General features: G+C 72.4%; 13 protein-coding genes. 6 read left to right on the top strand and 7 right to left on the bottom strand.

All coding sequences use genetic code 11. The features are described from left to right. Positions 1–78: 78 nt before the first annotated feature. From EST92_RS01715 to EST92_RS31275, 3 genes are all read right to left on the bottom strand, one after another. Positions 79–1572, bottom strand: a complete 1494-nt coding sequence (locus EST92_RS01715) for a sugar transferase (protein WP_129279208.1) — start codon at positions 1570–1572, stop codon at positions 79–81. Positions 1573–1589: 17 nt separating this feature from the next. After that, entirely contained in the window at positions 1590–3362 is a 1773-nt protein-coding gene (locus EST92_RS01710; protein WP_254068398.1) for a DUF4012 domain-containing protein, read from the bottom strand. A gap of 92 nt (positions 3363–3454) precedes the next feature. Then, positions 3455–3985 (bottom strand): hypothetical protein, encoded by a 531-nt coding sequence (locus EST92_RS31275; protein ID WP_161981689.1) that lies wholly within the window; start codon positions 3983–3985, stop codon positions 3455–3457. 312 nt (positions 3986–4297) lie between these two features. Between EST92_RS31275 and EST92_RS32530 the strand changes: the two genes are divergently transcribed. After that, positions 4298–5749, top strand: coding sequence for a polysaccharide biosynthesis tyrosine autokinase (locus EST92_RS32530; RefSeq protein ID WP_161981688.1), 1452 nt, complete (start codon positions 4298–4300; stop codon positions 5747–5749). Continuing rightward, complete coding sequence (locus EST92_RS01700; protein ID WP_129279205.1) at positions 5746–6447, top strand: low molecular weight phosphatase family protein; 702 nt, start codon at positions 5746–5748, stop codon at positions 6445–6447. Before EST92_RS32530 ends, EST92_RS01700 begins: the two co-directional genes overlap by 4 nt. A 140-nt stretch (positions 6448–6587) precedes the next feature. Here EST92_RS01700 and adh read toward each other — a convergent pair whose 3' ends face one another. The 3 genes from adh to EST92_RS01685 form a co-directional block, all read right to left on the bottom strand. Then, entirely contained in the window at positions 6588–8111 is a 1524-nt protein-coding gene (gene adh, locus EST92_RS01695) for an aldehyde dehydrogenase (protein WP_129279204.1), read from the bottom strand. A 66-nt stretch (positions 8112–8177) separates the two neighbouring features. After that, positions 8178–9500, bottom strand: a complete 1323-nt coding sequence (locus tag EST92_RS01690) for a GAF domain-containing protein (protein WP_129279203.1) — start codon at positions 9498–9500, stop codon at positions 8178–8180. 276 nt (positions 9501–9776) lie between these two features. After that, positions 9777–11078 carry a glycoside hydrolase family 18 protein gene (locus tag EST92_RS01685; protein ID WP_129279202.1) on the bottom strand — a complete coding sequence of 434 codons (1302 nt, stop codon included), beginning with the start codon at positions 11076–11078 and terminating at the stop codon, positions 9777–9779. A 344-nt stretch (positions 11079–11422) separates the two neighbouring features. Here EST92_RS01685 and EST92_RS01680 point away from each other — a divergent pair, with 344 nt between their 5' ends. From EST92_RS01680 to EST92_RS01670, 3 genes are all read left to right on the top strand, one after another. Then, entirely contained in the window at positions 11423–12595 is a 1173-nt protein-coding gene (locus tag EST92_RS01680) for an acyl-CoA dehydrogenase family protein (RefSeq protein ID WP_129279201.1), read from the top strand. A 178-nt stretch (positions 12596–12773) separates the two neighbouring features. Then, complete coding sequence (locus EST92_RS01675) at positions 12774–13910, top strand: hypothetical protein (RefSeq protein WP_129279200.1); 1137 nt, start codon at positions 12774–12776, stop codon at positions 13908–13910. Next, positions 13907–15046 (top strand): phosphotransferase family protein, encoded by a 1140-nt coding sequence (locus tag EST92_RS01670; RefSeq protein ID WP_129279199.1) that lies wholly within the window; start codon positions 13907–13909, stop codon positions 15044–15046. Before EST92_RS01675 ends, EST92_RS01670 begins: the two co-directional genes overlap by 4 nt. 37 nt (positions 15047–15083) lie before the next feature. On the opposite strand, the gene EST92_RS01665 is transcribed toward EST92_RS01670, so the two are convergent. Beyond that, on the bottom strand, positions 15084–15503 hold the full coding sequence (locus tag EST92_RS01665; protein WP_129279198.1) for a hypothetical protein: 420 nt from the start codon (positions 15501–15503) through the stop codon (positions 15084–15086). A 209-nt stretch (positions 15504–15712) separates the two neighbouring features. Between EST92_RS01665 and EST92_RS01660 the strand changes: the two genes are divergently transcribed. Then, positions 15713–16153 (top strand): Lrp/AsnC family transcriptional regulator, encoded by a 441-nt coding sequence (locus EST92_RS01660; protein WP_003984197.1) that lies wholly within the window; start codon positions 15713–15715, stop codon positions 16151–16153. Position 16154: the final 1 nt, after the last annotated feature.

Genomic DNA, 16154 nt, shown 5'->3' with positions numbered 1-16154 from the left:
GGCCCCGATCCGTACGACGGGCTCACCGGACCGCTGGGGCGGCGGGGGCGGTTCCCGACGGCATCGGCCCTCCCTGTGTCAGTACGCCCCGGTGCCGGTGATGACGGCCGGCACCGTCCGCACCAGCACTCCGAGGTCCACCGACGGCGACCAGTTGTCCACGTATCCGAGGTCCAGGGCGATCGTCTCTTCCCACGACAGGTTGGAGCGTCCGCTGACCTGCCACAGGCCGGTGAGGCCCGGCTTGACGGTGAGTCTGCGCAGTTCGCCCTCGTTGTAGCGGGCGACCTCGTCGGGGAGCGGTGGACGCGGGCCGACCAGGGACATGTCTCCGCGCACCACGTTGAACAGCTGGGGCAGTTCGTCCAGGGAGCAGCGGCGCAGCAGGCGGCCGGCGCGGGTGATGCGCGGATCACGGCGGATCTTGAACATCCGGCCGTCCTGCTCGTTGGTGCCGGCCAGTTGCTGCCGCAGCCGTTCGGCGTCGGCCACCATGGTGCGGAACTTCAGCATGGTGAACGGCGCTCCGCCACGTCCGACGCGGGTCTGCCGGTGCACGACGGGTCCCGGCGAGTCCAGGCGTACGACCAGGGCGACCGCCGCGAGCACCGGGGCGAGCAGCACGATGAGCAGCGCCGCGCCCAGCCGGTCGGTCACCGACTTCACCGCCGCGGCGAGCCCCCGCCGCAGGGGCGGGGTGACGTTCAGCATGGTGAGCCCGGCCACGGAGAAGACGCCCACCCGCCGTCGGGACACCTCGGTCAGTCCCGGTACGACCACGAGGCGGCGGCCTTCGCCGTGCAGGGCCCAGGACAGCTGGCGCAGGCGTGTTCCGCTCATGTGCGGTCCCGGTACGACGAGGACCGCGTCCGCGCCGAGCCGCCGGGCCGCCTCCAGCACCGGGGCCGAGTCGGCCGTCATACGCGGGGGTTGCTGTCGGTCCAGGCGGGCGGCGACGGGCGCCAGCGCCTGCGGGTCCTGCTCGCCGACCGGGCACACGCCGACGACGACGAACTCGTGCTCGGTCCGCCGTGCCAGGTGGCCGACCAGGCCGTCGACGGCGTCCGCGTCCCCGATCACCAGGGCCTGGCGCACGGCCCGGCCGTCGCGGCGCCGGGCGACCAGATGCCGGCGGATCAGCGTGTGCACGACCGCGCTCGTCGGCGCGGCGGGCATCAGTGCGGCGAGCGCGAGGAGGAACGGGGAGTCCTCGCCCGTCGCCGCCCGGACCACCGCGAGCATGCCGACCATGACCAGCCAGTCGTGCAGCGCGGGGCGCAGGGCACCGCCCTCACCGAGACGGAGTTCGGCGTAGCGGTCCCGCGCGGCGCGCACGAGCAGCCAGGCCGAAGCCATCACCGCCGCGTGGGTCACGGCCCGCCCGCCGTCGTTCAAGGCGAAGGCCAGGTACGCCGGCGCGAGGACGCCGACCGCGTCACCGAGGACGGCGGCCGGCGCAAACCAGAGGGGTTTGCCGGTGTCGCGTCCGGCCGGTGGCTGTGCGTCGACGACCCGGGTCTGCGGCTGTCGTGCCGCCGGTAGCTGGGGCAGAGTCTCCCCGAACAGCCGCATTCACCCTCCAAGCGGGATCAAAGGGTCTGATCGCATGTGCGGCCCGGCTTCAGCGTGGCCCGCAGGGGCGTGACCAGGGGCTGGCGCAGCAGGACCGGCCTGCCGTCCGCGTGCGGTTCCCACAGGTGCAGCACCAGCGTGCGGCGGGCGCCCGCGGGCAGCTCAAGATCGAGCGTGTACACGGGGTGGCCGCGTTCGGTGCCGGATGCCAGCATCGCGGTACGGCCGTCCAGGGTGGCGCCGGTGAGTTCGGCGCCGGCCCCGGCGTAGTACGACACCAGCAGCCGGTTGTCGCCCGGCCGGGTGCGGTAGGGCGGGCGGTCCTCCCGCAGCGTGACGTAGCCGGGCAGGCCGGCGGACGGGGCCCGGTTGGTGAGGCTCACAGCCACGGTGACCGCGCGTCCACCGTCGGCGCAGCCGTTCGCTTCCCAGACCAGGCTGCGGTCCAGGTAGTAGTCGAGTTTCGAGCCCGCCGCGTTGTTCACCACCAGTCCCGCGAAGGGGCCCGGGGTGTCCGGGAGCGTGCCCGCGTAGGGGCGCGTCTCCAGGAGTCGCTGTTCCCGCGGGTGCGCGCTCCACAGCTTCAGCCGGCCGTCGCGCTGGGCCTCGTGGACGGCGGCGAACAGGGCGGGCAGCCGGCGCGGATCGTCGTACGCGGCGAGCAGAGGCGCGGCGACGGCGCGTGCCGCCTCGACGAAGAATGCCTTGCGCCGGGTGACGTCGTCGTAGCGCGCGTAGCTGGCCCGCTCGGTGAGGTCCAGGACGTTGTCGGCGGTGAGTTCGGTGCCGTCGGCCATGCGGGCGGGGCCGGTGACCCGCAGGAAACGGCCCAGCGTGGCCGGGTCGAGGGCGATCGCTCCGTCCACGCGCTGACCGGTGTGGTCGCGCCACGCCGCGGCCCAGACGCGGGCCGCGGCGGGGAAGTGCGGGCTGAGGTTGGAATTGGCCCACACGCGGGTGGGAGCGCTGCCCGCGTAGCGGTCCGCGAACTCGGCGCCCAGATCGATGTCCGCCTTCGCCGCCGCCATCTCGGTGTTGTTGCCGAACCGCTCGAACGACACATGGCCCCGGTCGGCCCTGAGCACCGCGAAGGCCCCCGCGACCCCTCCGGTGCCGCGGGCTTCGGCGGTGTTCTGGAACGCGAGGAAGTAGCGGCGTTCACCCTGGTCGCCCAGCAAGGACGGCAGGACGCGGGCCGCCACGGAGGCATCGGTCAGCGCCGGGGTGAGACGGTCGGTCTGCCGCACGAGGTCGGCCCGGGCCCGGTCGGCGGCCGGCAGCCAGGTGGACCGGGGCAGCCCGTGCACGTCGGCCTGTACCCGGGTGGCGACGTCCGCCGCCCGGACGACGTCCGGCGCATGTTTCCGCAAGGACGACAGTGCCCCGGACATCCCGTCGCTGCCGCCACCCGGTGCCGGCAGGGCGCGCACCAGCGGGGACAGGACGCCGGCGGACAGGTGGTCCGCCGCCGAGGCGGCGCCGCGCACGGTCCGCAGCGGGCCGCCGAGGAAGGGCAGCCGGGCGGCGCAGTACCAGGCCGGGCCCGTGGTGAGGCGGTGGGCCCGCACGGCGTGGGCCGCCGCGGACCGCACCGTACGCTCCCGCTCCCCGGCCGCGCCGGGTGCCGGTGCGATGGTCGCGGACCGTCGCAGCGCGTCGAGGTCCCGCTGGGCCGCGAGCAGTTCCGTGCGGGCGAGCAGTCCGGTGACTGCGATCCAGGCGGCGCCTGCCAGTGCGAGCGCCGCGATGGCGGGCAGGGCGTACCTGAGCGCACGGCGCAGGACGGGCACCTGGTCAAGGCGGCGGCCCGCCCCCGGCAAGCGGACGGCGCCCCGGCCGAAGCCGTGACGCCTTGGGGGTGCCGTACCGGTGTCCCGGTCCGTCATGAACTGCGGCGCCGGCGCGCGGCGAGCATCGTGCCACGGCCTGCCGCGATCAGCCCCGCCGGGGCCCCGCCCAGCGCCAGAGCCGTCCCGCTGCCCGTGCTCCCGAGGCCTACGCGCGCGGGCTGCCCGTCGGGGTACGACGTGGTGGCGGGTCCGGCCAGGACTGCCCGGCCGGCAACGTGCCGCACCCTGATCTTGGCGGCGCACTTCCGATAGGGCTTCCGGGCGAACAGTTCGAAGATGTAGGGCCCCGGATGGGTGGCCCGTGGGATGGTCACCGTGCCGGTGACGTCTCCGTGCCTGTCCGCCCTGAAGGCGCCCAGCACGGCGAACTGCCTCAGGTGCGCCGCGACCCGCTGCCGGGGAGCGAAGCCCGCGCCGTGGAAGCCCAGTCTGGCTCCGGCGTGCAGAGTGGTGGCGGTGAGCTTCAGGCAGTGGGGTCGTGGGGGGTACGGCCCCGCGGACTGCGCGTGGGCGCTCTGCGCCACCGCCAGCGGTGCGGCCACGAGCACGGCGGCCGATGCCAACGCGCCACGCCACCTGGGCGATCTCATCATGTTCACTCTCCTCCAACTTGGCCCGGACCAGGCGGCAAAGTCGGCCGTCGTCGAGATCTGAAAACCGGTAAAAGTATGAATACCGGTAAAAGTGGGATATGTGAAAATCTCCGTCGTGGCGCGGCCAAGAAGTCACCGGATGGGGTAGGCCTGTCCTCGCGGTGGTCCCGCATGAGGGTGGCTCCCGCGTTCGATGCGTGCGAGTCCCTATGGTCGGCTGCGTCCACAGGGAACAGAACGCCCCACTCCGGGTGGTTCCCTCGGTTCCATGAGGGGTGCAGCTTGGATCTCCACGGCTTCCTGAAGGCCCTGGCCAGACGCTGGCCGACCGTCGCCGTCTGCCTGGTTCTCGGGGTCGGGGCGGCGCTCGCCGCGACGAGGGTGAGCACCACCGTCTACGAGGCCGGTACCCAGCTCTTCGTCGCGACCCGCGCCGGGCAGGACACCGCCCAGCTGAACCAGGGCCAGACCTTCTCGCAGGCGCGGGTGCAGTCGTACACCGAGATCGTGACGACCCGGCAGGTGACCGTGCCTGTGGTGAAGGAGCTGGGGCTGCGCACCACGCCGGAGAAGCTGGCGTCCCGGATCACCGCCCAGGCCCCGCTCAACACCGTGCTCATCGACATCACCGTCCGGGACACCGCGCCCCGGCGTGCGGCGCGGATCGCCAATGCCGTGGCGGAACGGTTCATGACGGTCGTCGAGCAGCTGGAGACGCCCAAGCGCGTGCCCAGCTCCCAGAACTGGACCGGCGGGGAGACCTCCCCCGTCTCCCTCCGAGTCACCCAGGAGGCCGTCGCCCCCGCCGCCCCGGTCTCGCCCCGGCCGCTGCTGAACCTGGCTGCGGGGGTGCTAGCCGGCCTGCTGCTCGGCGCCGGCGTCGTGGCGTTGCGCGAGACGCTCGACACCACGCTCAAGACGGTCGAGGCGCTGAGCGAGTTCACCAAGCTGCCGGGGCTTGCCACCATCCCGTACGACAGGAGCGCTTCCAAGCAGCCGCTCGTCAGCGCCTACGGGCACTCCGGGCGCGCCGAAGCCTTCCGCAAGCTGCGCACCAACCTGCAGTTCTCGCAGGTCGACGACCCCCCGCGGATCATCGTCGTGACGAGTTCGGTGTCGGGCGAGGGCAAGACCAACACCGCGGCGAACCTCGCCCTGTTGCTGGCCGAGGCGGGCGTCTCGACCTGCCTGGTGGACGCGGACCTGCGCCGTCCGTGCGTGGCCTCGGCCTTCGGCATCGTCCGGGACGCCGGCCTGACCACCGTGCTCATCGGGCAGGCTCGGGTCGCCGACGTGCTGCAGCAGGTCGCCGGTGGGCTGTCGGTGCTGGCCAGCGGCGCCGTACCGCCGAACCCTACCGAGCTGCTCGCCTCGGCGCGCATGGAGGAGGTACTGAAGGAGCTGGCGGACACGCACGAGGTGGTGATCGTCGACACCGCGCCGCTGCTGCCGGTCGCCGACACCGTGGGGCTCGCCTCGTTCGCTCACGGCACGCTGCTCGTCGTCCGTGCCGCCAGGACCAAGCGGGATCAGGTGCGCGCCGCCGCGGAATCGCTGGAGCGGGTGGGCGTGCGCGTCCTCGGCACCGTCTTCAGCATGGCTCCGGTCCCCAAGGGCGGCCGGTACGGCTACCGGAGCTACGGTGAGCTGCCCGCTCCCCGGGCGTCGGTTGCCCGCCGCGAGGCCGCTGCGCCCGCCGGGACGGGTGAGGCCAGTGGGGCTGGTGAGGAATGATCCGGGTCCTGTTCGTCTGCACCGGCAACGTGCACCGCTCGGCGCTCGCCGAGCGGCTGCTGGCCGCCCGGCTGCCGCGCGGCCCGGCCGTGCGGCCGGAGAGCGCCGGTACGCAGGCGTGGCCCCGCTCGGGCATGGAGTACTCCACCCGGACGGTGCTGGAGCGGCTGGGCGGCGACGGCTCCGGCTTCGTCGCGCGCCCGCTCACCGCCCGGCTCGTCCTGGGATCTGCGCTGGTGCTCGGGCTCTCCCGCGAGCACCGCGAGGCGGCCGTACGGCTCGCGCCGTCGGCGATGCGGCGCTGCTTCACCCTCAAGGAGTTCGTACGGCTCGCCGGCGGGGAAGCCGACGGGGACGGGCAACGGCCGGAGGGCGCCGGTGTCTTCGCCGCCGTGGTCGCGGCCGCCGCCGCCCGCCGGGGACACGCGGCCCCGGTCCCGCCGGAGGAGGACGACGTCGCGGACCCCCGAGGGAGGCCCTCTGCGGCGCTGGCCAGGTGCGCCCGCGAGATCGACGACGCAGTGGGAAGTCTCATTCAGGTGGTGCGAAGCCTCGGTAACGACGCAGGCCAGAGCGCCCTTGCACAAAAGACGCCGTCAGCTGTCGAGCACGGAACCGACCTGACCGAACAGGTGCGGGACCGGGACCCGCAGCCAGGGCGCGGCGCCTGCTGGGTAAGTGCGCCGTTTGGTCCGTGACTGGTCCGGGAGCGCTGCTCAGGATCGGGACACCGGTGGGAGAAACTGGGAGGTATAGCCGCTGTGGCGTTCGCTCCGGACAGGCCGAGCGAAAGGCGCCCGAGTGGAAAAGGCCGGGTCAGGCGCCTTTCTCCGTGGCCTTAGAAGAACCCCAGCTTCTTCGGCGAGTAGCTCACCAGCAGATTCTTGGTCTGCTGATAGTGGTCCAGCATCATCTTGTGGGTTTCCCTGCCGATTCCGGACTGCTTGTAGCCGCCGAAGGCGGCGTGGGCCGGGTAGGCGTGGTAGCAGTTGGTCCATACGCGGCCGGCCTGGATGGCGCGGCCCGCGCGGTAGGCGGTGGAGCCGTCGCGGGTCCAGACGCCGGCGCCCAGGCCGTACAGGGTGTCGTTGGCGATGCCGATGGCGTCCTCGAAGTCGGAGAAGGGTGCCACGGCCACCACGGGGCCGAAGATCTCCTCCTGGAAGACCCGCATGCCGTTGTTGCCCTCGAAGATGGTCGGCCGGACGTAGTAGCCGCCCTCCAACTCGCCGCCCAGTTCGGCCCGGGAGCCGCCGGTCAGGATGCGGGCGCCCTCCTTCTGGCCGATGTCCAGGTAGGAGAGGATCTTCTCCAGCTGGTCGTTGGAGGCCTGGGCGCCGATCATCGTGTCGGTGTCCAGCGGGTGTCCCTGGACGATCTTCTCGGTACGGGCCACCCCGGCCGCCAGGAAGTCGTCGTAGTGCCCGCCCTGGATCAGCGCCCGGGACGGACAGGTGCACACCTCGCCCTGGTTGAGGGCGAACATGGTGAAGCCTTCCAGCGCCTTGTCGTGGAAGTCGTCCGCCTTCGACGAGACGTCGTCGAAGAAGATGTTGGGGCTCTTGCCGCCCAGTTCGAGCGTCACCGGCCGCAGATGCTCGGACGCGTACTGCATGATCAGGCGGCCGGTGGTGGTCTCGCCGGTGAAGGCGACCTTCGCGACCCGGGGGCTGGAGGCCAGCGGCTTTCCGGCCTCCGCGCCGAAGCCGTTGACGATGTTGACCACGCCCGGCGGCAGCAGATCGGCGATCAGGCCCATCCAGAAGTGCACCGAAACGGGGGTCTGTTCGGCCGGTTTGAGGACCACGGCGTTGCCGGCGGCCAGTGCCGGGGCGAGCTTCCAGGTCGCCATGAGGATGGGGAAGTTCCAGGGGATGATCTGGGCGACGACGCCGAGCGGCTCGTGGAAATGGTAGGCCACGGTGTCCCCGTCGATCTCCGACAGGGAGCCTTCCTGCGCGCGGATGGCGCCCGCGAAGTAGCGGAAGTGGTCGATGGCGAGCGGGATGTCGGCGGCCAGGGTCTCCCGTACGGGCTTGCCGTTCTCCCAGCTCTCCGCGACCGCCAGCTTCTCCAGGTTCTGCTCCATCCGGTCGGCGATCTTGTTGAGGACGGCGGCGCGTTCGGCGGCGGAGGTGCGGGCCCAGCCGGGCGCGGCCGCGTGGGCGGCGTCGAGGGCCCGCTCGACGTCCTCGGCGGTGCCCCGGGCGACCTCCGTGAACGGCTGTCCGTTGACCGGCGTCGGATTCTCGAAGTACCGGCCCAGCGCCGGCGCGACGAACTCGCCGCCGATCCAGTGGTCGTAGCGGGGCAGGTAGCTCATGACGGCGTCGGCGGAACCCGGGCTGGCGTAACGGGCCATGGGGCGGCCTCCCAATCGCTCTCGGCGCGGTGCCCGCCACTCCCTGCGACGGGCGATGTGTGCACGCTAGAGCCGCGGAGGTTGCGGGAAGGTTGCGACGCGCGCGGGAACGGAGGCCTTCGCGTCGGCCCGGGAACCGCCGGTCAGGCCGTATGCGGCGCGCAGCCGGTCGGCCGTGGCCATCGGTGCGGCGCGGGCCGGGGAGCGCTCCGGCAGGGCGTCCACCAGGGCTTCCCAGATCGTCAGGTCGTCCTCGCCCCAGGGGGTGCGTGACCACTCGCGGAGCAGACCGGGGTCGTGCGCGCCGAGCAACGCGCACCGTGTCCGGTCCTCCAGCGCGCCGCGCATCCGCTGGATGCCCGGTGCCTCCGACAGCGGCAGCAGCGGACCGCGGTAAGCGGCCAGCGCGGAGTGCACCTCGCCGGCCGCCAACGCCTCCTCGACCGTGCGCACATCGGTCTCGACGGGCCGGCTGAGCCGGTACGGACGGGAGTGCAGCAGGGTGCCGACGAGCTGCCGCAGCCGGGACAGCTCGGCCCGCAGCGTCACCGGGCGCACCGCGCGCTCGCCGTACAGCAGCACCGAGAGCTGATCGCCCGTGAGCCCCTCGGGGTGCTCGGCCAGCAGCACCAGGATCTCGCTGTGCCGCCGGCCGAGCCGCAGCCGCTCCCCGTCCACGACCAGCAGCGCCTCGTCCCGGCCGAGCGCCGACAGACACACGCCCCACTCCGGTACGCCGGCGGCGAGATGAGCCTCCGCGGCGCGTGCGGTGGCCTGCACCAGGGCCAGGCTGTGCGGGCTCGCCAGATGATCGCCGCCGGTGATGTCCACCGCGCCCAGCAGCCGCCCGGTCCGCGGATCGTGCAGGGGCGCGGCCGCGCAGGTCCAGCGCTGCACCTGCCGGTTGTAGTGCTCGGCGGCGAAGATCTGGACGGCGTGATCGGCGGCCAGGGCGGTGCCCGGGGCGTTGGTGCCGGCGTGCCGTTCGTCCCAGCGGGCACCGACGACGAAGTTCATCCGCTCGGCGCTGCGCCGCACCCCGCGGTGCCCCTCCACCCACAGCAGCCGTCCCTGCGGATCGCAGACGGCCAGCAGATGGGCGCCGTCCTGCGCGAAGCTGCCCAGCAGCTCCCGGAAGACGGGCATGGCGCGGGCGAGCGGATGACTGTCCCGGTAGGCGCCCAGCGCGGGCTCGTCCAGCTCGATGGGTGCGGCGCCGTCCGCTGCGGCGTGGGCGTCCGCGGAGCGGCGCCAGGAGTCGGCGACCACTCGGCGCACCGGCGGTGCGACGGTGCCGTCGGCCAGGAAGGCCGCATGGGCCCGGCGCACCGTGCGGGTGCGCGCCACCGGGTCGGCACCGGCCTCCATCGCCAGCCAAGGGTTGACCACGTGACACCTCTCCGATGCGGCTCCTGCTCCTAGGGCGTGTCCGCAAAGTCCCGCCTGGCCCACGACGCCTGGCACGCACGCCCTAGGACCTGTCGTCGAACTCCCGCCTGCCGCGCGGCGCCCGGCAACGACCGGTCCTTGGGGCGATGGTGCTCGTACGGAGCCCAGCCGTAAACCCCACGGGGGCGCGCACGCCGGGCTCGCGCACCTCCCCGAGATACGGCGGCCGGGCGGGAGACACCGCCTCCCGCCCGGCCGGTTCGTGTCGTCTCCGTGCTACCTGATCGCCTTGATCAGCTCGCCGCTCGCGGTGTCGCCGCTCAGTTCCCAGAAGAATGTGCCGCCCAGGCCCTGGGCGTCCTTGAAGGCCATCTTGCTGCCGATGGTCTGCGGGGTGTCATAGCTCCACCACTGGTCGCCGCACTTGGCGTAGGCGGTGCCGCCCACGGTGCCGGTGGCCGGGCAGCGGGTCTTGAGCACCTTGTAGTCGTCGATGCCGGCCTCGTACTTGCCCGGTGCCGCACCGGTCGCCGTGCCGCCCGGAGCATCCTGGGTGACGCCCGACCAGCCGCGGCCGTAGAAGCCGATGCCCAGCAGCAGCTTGGTCGCCGGCACGCCGAGGCTCTTGAGCTTGGTGACGGTGTCGGTGGTGTTGAAGCCGGCCCTCGGAATGCCGTGGTACGAGGTGAGCGGGGAGTGCGGGGCCGTCGGGCCCTTGGCGTCCCAGGCGCCGAAGTAGTCGTACGTCATCGGGTTGTACCAGTCGACGTACTGGGCCGCGCCCGCGTAGTCGGCGGCGTCCATCTTCCCGCCGGCCGAGGCGTCCGCGGTGATCGCCGCGGTCACCAGATCGTTCCGGCCGAACTTCGACCGCAGCGCCCGCATGACCCCGGAGAAGGCGTCCTTGCCGCTGGTGTCGCAGGTCAGGCCGCAGGCGTTGGGATATTCCCAGTCGATGTCGATGCCGTCGAAGACATCCGCCCAGCGCTTGTCCTCGACCAGGTCCAGGCAGGACTGGGCGAACGCGTCGGGGTTCTTGGCCGCCTCGGTGAAGCCGCCCGACCAGGTCCAGCCGCCGAACGACCAGATCACCTTGAGGCCCGGATGCAGCTTCTTGAGCTTGCGCAGCTGGTTGAAGTTGCCGCGCAGGGCGCCGTTGTCCCAGGTGTCCGCGGTGCCGTCGACGCTCTGGTCGGCGGTGTACGCCTTGTCGTAGTCGGCGTAGGAGTCACCGATGGCGCACTTGCCGCCCTGGACATTGCCGAAGGCGTAGTTGATGTGGGTCAGCTTGGCCGCCGACCCCGAGGTCTCGATGTTCTTGACGTGGTAATTGCGGTCGTAGACACCCCAGTTGGTGAAGTATCCGACGACCTTGTTGCCCGCGGTGGCCGGTGTCGTCCCGGTCGCGGCGGCCGTGGACGGGTGGTGCGCGGTGCGGGCGCCGGTGGGGACGGCGGAGGCGGGTCCGGCGAGCAGGGTGCCGGCCAGCGCCGCCGTACACAGCGCGGTGGCGGCGGCGATCAGTCTGCGTGGGGCGATCAGTCTGTGGGGGGAGTGCGTCCGGGGCGGTCTGAGCATGTCGTCTCTCCTCGGAGGGGGCGAGGGATGGTGCCTGACCTGACCTGCGTTCCGAATTGGCATGAACGCGTTGAGCATGGCAGGAAAGGTAGAAGGACTAGACCAGTGCGTCAATGGTTCGGACCAATTTCCCGGCTGCGGGGAACGAGGCCCGTTCCCCGCAGCCGGTGATGATCAACCCGTGACGTGGAGCCTCCGATCGGGCATACTCCTAGCGCCACAGTCGCAGGTCATCGCCTTCCGAGACCCGGAAAGCGATCATCGGACCGGCATTACGGAACCGGCGCCGCCGCCCACCCCGCGCGCGTGTCGCCGCAGCGCCCGACAGGGAGGAGAGCGCCGCCATGACCGAGTACGGCCCCCGGCCGGTGGACCGCAGGTTGCCCACGGAGGAAGCCCGCGATCTGCTGACACTCGTACGCGAGCTCGCCGAGCGCGAGATCAGGCCCACGGCGGGCGAGGAAGAGGAAGCCGGCCGCTTCCCGCGCGAGACCTTCACCCTGCTGTCGGAATCCGGTCTGCTCTCGCTGCCCTATGACGAGGAATTCGGCGGCGGTGGCCAGCCCTACGAGGTCTACCTCCAGGTCGTGGAGGAACTCGCCGCCGCCCGGCTCACCGTTGGCCTCGGCGTCAGCGTGCACACCCTCGCGTGTCATGCCCTCGCCGGATTCGGCACCAAGGAGCAGCGCGCCGACCACCTTCCGGACATGCTCGGCGGCGGCCTCCTCGGGGCGTACTGCCTCTCCGAGCCCTCCTCGGGCTCCGACGCCGCGTCCCTGACCACCCGGGCCACCCGGGACGGGGACACCTGGACCCTGGAGGGCACCAAGGCCTGGACCACCCACGGCGGTGTGGCCGACTTCTACACCGTGCTGGCCCGCACCGGCGGTAGCGGCGCCCATGGCATCACCGCCTTCCTGGTCCCCGGCGACGCCGAGGGGCTGAGCGCCGCGGCGCCCGAGCGCAAGATGGGCATGAAGGGCTCCCCGACGGCCCAGCTGCACTTCGACGCCGTCCGCATCCCCGACGCCCGCCGCCTCGGGGACGAGGGCCAGGGGTTCGCCATCGCGCTGTCCGCCCTGGATTCCGGGCGCCTGGGCATCGCGGCCTGTGCTGTCGGCGTCGCCCAGGCGGCGCTGGACGAGGCGCTCGCGTACACCGCCGAACGGCAGCAATTCGGGCGCCCGATCCTCGACTTCCAGGGCCTGCGCTTCATGCTCGCCGACATGGCCACCCAGATCGAGGCGGGCCGCGCGCTCTACCTCACCGCCGCCCGGCTGCGCGACGCCGGTCTGCCGTTCTCCAAGGAAGCGGCGATGGCCAAGCTGTTCTGCACGGACACCGCGATGCGGGTGACCACCGACGCCGTCCAGCTCCTCGGCGGCTACGGCTACACCCTCGACTTCCCGGCCGAGCGCTATATGCGCGAGGCCAAGGTCCTGCAGATCGTCGAGGGCACCAACCAGATCCAGCGGATGGTCATCGCCAGGCATCTCGCGGGGCCGGAAACGCGCTGAGGGGGAGCGGGGGGCGGGCCGGGGTGACCCCGGCCCGCCCTCGCGTCTCGCGATCCGCACCGCACCCGCACGCCTCCGGGGGCCTGGCCGTTCAGTCCTACCTGACGTACCGTCAACTCCCGCCGTGAGGGCTGACGTTCCTGCGGCGTTCCGCCGACCGCGCGCCCAGGAGGAGACCGTGCCCGACCGCCCGATCGCGCTCGACGAGTACCCGATCCACCAGGTCCCGCTGTCCATGCGGCACGTCGCCACCGGTGACCGCAACGCCTATGACCGTTGCATCTTCCACGTCCTGGATCACTCCGGCCGCGCCCTGCTGATCGCCGGCCTCGGGGTCTATCCCAACGCCGGCGTCATCGACGCCTACGCCACCCTTCGCCTCGGCGACCGGCTGCACGCCGTACGGGCCTCCGACGCGCTCACCGACGACCGCCTCGCGCTCACCGTCGGCCCGCTCACCATCACCGTCGAGGAGCCGCTGGCCCGCCTCCGGCTGACCTGCGCCGCGGACCCCGACGATCCGGACGGCCTGGCGTACGACCTGACCTGGTCCGCGGCGTTCCCGGCCACGTGGGAGCCGCACCACACCCAGTACCGCGGCGACCGGCTGACGCTCGAAGGCCGGCGGTTCGTCCAGGCCGGCACCTGCACCGGGCGTATCCGCGTCGCGGGTGAGGAGCTCGCCGTGACGGCGGGGGAGTGGACCGGTACCCGCGACCGCAGCTGGGGGGTGCGCCCCATACCGGGCGAGGACGGCGGGCGGGCCGCCGAGGAATGGCGACCCGAGGGCTTCCACTGGATCTGGTGCCCGGTGCGCTTCGACGACCGCTTCGTGATGGTCATCGTCCAGGAGGACGCCGACGGGCACCGCACCCTGAACGAGGCGGTCTCGGTCCGCGGCGACGGCGCCCGCGATGTCCAACTCGGCTGGCCACACACCGACATCAGCTACCGCCCCGGCACCCGGCACCCCGAACGCGCCGTCCTCCACCTCACCGGTCCCGACCGCACGCCCCACGAACTGACCGCCGAGATCCTTACCTCCTCGCCGCTCGCCGTGGGCGCCGGCTACCTGCCCGCCGACGACTGGCAGCACGGCACCTGGCGCGGCCGCGGCTGGACCGATCGCCGCAGCTACGACCTCTCCGACCCGGCCGCACACCCGCTCGCCGCGTACGGCGTCACCGACCACGCCGCCCGCTTCACCCTGGACGGCCGGACCGGTCACGGCATCTTCGAACACGGCAGCTTCGGCCGGCACGATCCCAGCGGCTTCACCGGCTATGACTCCGTCGCGGGGGAGGCCGGGCGATGACGGATCACCCACTGCCCGCCGGCTCGGACCCCGACCGCGCCGCCACTCCGGCCGCGGCGCGTCCCCGCACGACCACCCGCGACCCCGAGGTGCTCACCCGCCGTCTCACCGCCTGGCTCGGCACCCGGCTCCCCGGCGCCCGCGCCCTGGCCGCGACCGTCCCGGACGCCAACGGCATGTCCAGCGAGACCCTGCTCTTCGACATCGACCACCCCGACCCGCCGGAGACCGCCTGCGCGCTGCGCCTCGCCGCCGACCCCGCCGCGTACTGCATCTTCCCGCGGTACGACATGGCACGGCAGTACCGCACCATGCGCCTGGTCGCCGCCCATACGGACGTCCCGGTGCCCCGCACCCTCTGGCTCGAAGAGGACCCGGCGCACCTCGGTGCACCCTTTTTCGTCATGTCCCGCGCCGCCGGCCGGGTCCCGCCGGACGTCATGCCCTATACGTACGAGGGGAATTGGCTCCATGACGCCACCGACGCCCAGCGCGACCGGCTGGAAGACACCAGCGTCTCGGTGCTCGCCCGGCTGCACGACCAAGTCCCGCTCGCCGCGGCCGAATTCCTCGCCACTTCGGGCACCGGCAGCGCGCTGCACCGCCATGTCGCGTCCCAACGGGCCTACTACGACTGGGTGGTTGACGGCCGGCCGCGCTCCCCGCTGATCGAGCGCGGCTTCGCCCGGCTCGCCGACCACTGGCCGCCGGATCCCGGTGAGACCGTACTGAGCTGGGGAGACGCCAGGATCGGCAACATCGTCTACGACGGCTTCGAGCCGGCCGCCGTCCTCGACTGGGAAATGGCGGCCCTGGGCCCGCGCGAACTCGACCTGGGCTGGATGGTCTATCTCCACCGCTTCTTCCAGGACCTGGCCGAAGCGGGCGGACAGCGGGGACTGCCCGGCCTCCTGTGCCGTGACCGCGTCGAGAGCCGCTATGCCGAGCTCACCGGGCACCGGCCCCGCAACATGGAATTCCACACTCTCTACGCGGCCCTGCGGCACGCCATCGTCATGCTGCGCGTGGCCTACCGCCGGATCCACTTCGGCGAGGCGCCGGCTCCGGCCGACGCCGATGCGCTGATCCTCCACCGGGACACTCTGGAGGCGATGATCGAGGGCCGCTACTGGTGAGGCCGGAGCGCCCGTACGGACGGGCGCGGAGCGGCACTCAGGCGGGCGGACGCATCCGCGGCACCCGCACCGGCCGGGTGCCCGGGCCGCCGACGTGCGAGAACGGCTGGCGGCGCCAGTCCAGGCCGGCCGGCAGGGTCAGCAGCACGGCCGCGTCCTGCTCCTGCGGGGTGTCGAGGGTGTCCTCGGTCTCCGGGGCCTCGGACACCGCCCGGCCGGAGCCCTGGCACACCGTCAGGCCGAACGGGTTCCACGGTGAGGGGCACCGGGCGTGCTCCGGGAGGATGTCCTCGTCCGCCAGCAGCGCGATCGGCTGGCGGCAGTCGGGGCAGGTCACGCGGTAGATCTCATAGGTGTCGAACGTGTCGTCCTCGCTCACGGCGCCGAGACTGTCGCCCTCCTGGGCGCCGGCGTTCGCGGCAGCGGATTCCTGCTTAAGGCGTCGCATGATGTCCATCCCCCTCGGGTGGGCCGATCGGATCGCTGACTTCCTGTGACGGGCGGTCCTGGCCACCACCAGCAATTCCCTTCATGCCGCGCGCATAATCGCGGGCGCCCGGCGGACACCGGTTCACCCATGTGGCATTGGTCACACAACCCGGCGCGAGGGTGTCCACGAGCCGGCGCGCGATGCGCATCCGCGCCCGCGCACAGTAGGTTGAACGGGTGGAGGAGTTGGACCGACAAATCGTGGAGCTGCTCGTCAAGGACGGGCGGATGAGCTACACCGACCTGGGCAAGGCCACCGGCCTGTCCACCTCGGCGGTGCACCAGCGGGTGCGCCGCTTGGAACAGCGCGGTGTCATACGGGGCTATGCCGCCATCGTGGACCCCGAAGCCGTGGGCCTGCCGCTCACGGCCTTCATCTCGGTCAAACCCTTCGACCCCAGCGCGCCGGACGACATCGCCGACCGCCTCGCCGAGGTGCCCGAGCTGGAGGCCTGCCACAGCGTCGCCGGCGACGAGAACTACATCCTCAAGGTCCGGGTGGCCACCCCGCTGGAGCTGGAGCACCTGCTCACCCGCATCCGCACCCTGGCCGGTGTCTCCACCCGCACCACCGTCGTGCTCTCCACGCCCTACGAGGCCCGCCCGCCGCGTATCTGAC

It is taken from the genome of Streptomyces sp. TM32 (assembly GCF_004122755.1).
In the GTDB taxonomy this organism is placed as follows: domain Bacteria; phylum Actinomycetota; class Actinomycetes; order Streptomycetales; family Streptomycetaceae; genus Streptomyces; species Streptomyces sioyaensis.
The sequence above is the reverse complement of the archived record's forward strand: the minus strand, read 5'-3'. Positions and strand labels throughout refer to the sequence as shown.

Excerpts from the sequence above, each read along its gene's own strand:
- EST92_RS01715 (WP_129279208.1), bottom strand. The coding sequence starts at position 1,572 with ATGCGGCTGTTCGGGGAGACTCTGCCCCAGCTACCGGCGGCACGACAG.
- EST92_RS01700 (WP_129279205.1), top strand. The coding sequence starts at position 5,746 with ATGATCCGGGTCCTGTTCGTCTGCACCGGCAACGTGCACCGCTCGGCG.
- adh (WP_129279204.1), bottom strand. The coding sequence starts at position 8,111 with ATGGCCCGTTACGCCAGCCCGGGTTCCGCCGACGCCGTCATGAGCTAC.
- EST92_RS01685 (WP_129279202.1), bottom strand. The coding sequence starts at position 11,078 with ATGCTCAGACCGCCCCGGACGCACTCCCCCCACAGACTGATCGCCCCA.
- EST92_RS01680 (WP_129279201.1), top strand. The coding sequence starts at position 11,423 with ATGACCGAGTACGGCCCCCGGCCGGTGGACCGCAGGTTGCCCACGGAG.
- EST92_RS01670 (WP_129279199.1), top strand. The coding sequence starts at position 13,907 with ATGACGGATCACCCACTGCCCGCCGGCTCGGACCCCGACCGCGCCGCC.
- EST92_RS01665 (WP_129279198.1), bottom strand. The coding sequence starts at position 15,503 with ATGGACATCATGCGACGCCTTAAGCAGGAATCCGCTGCCGCGAACGCC.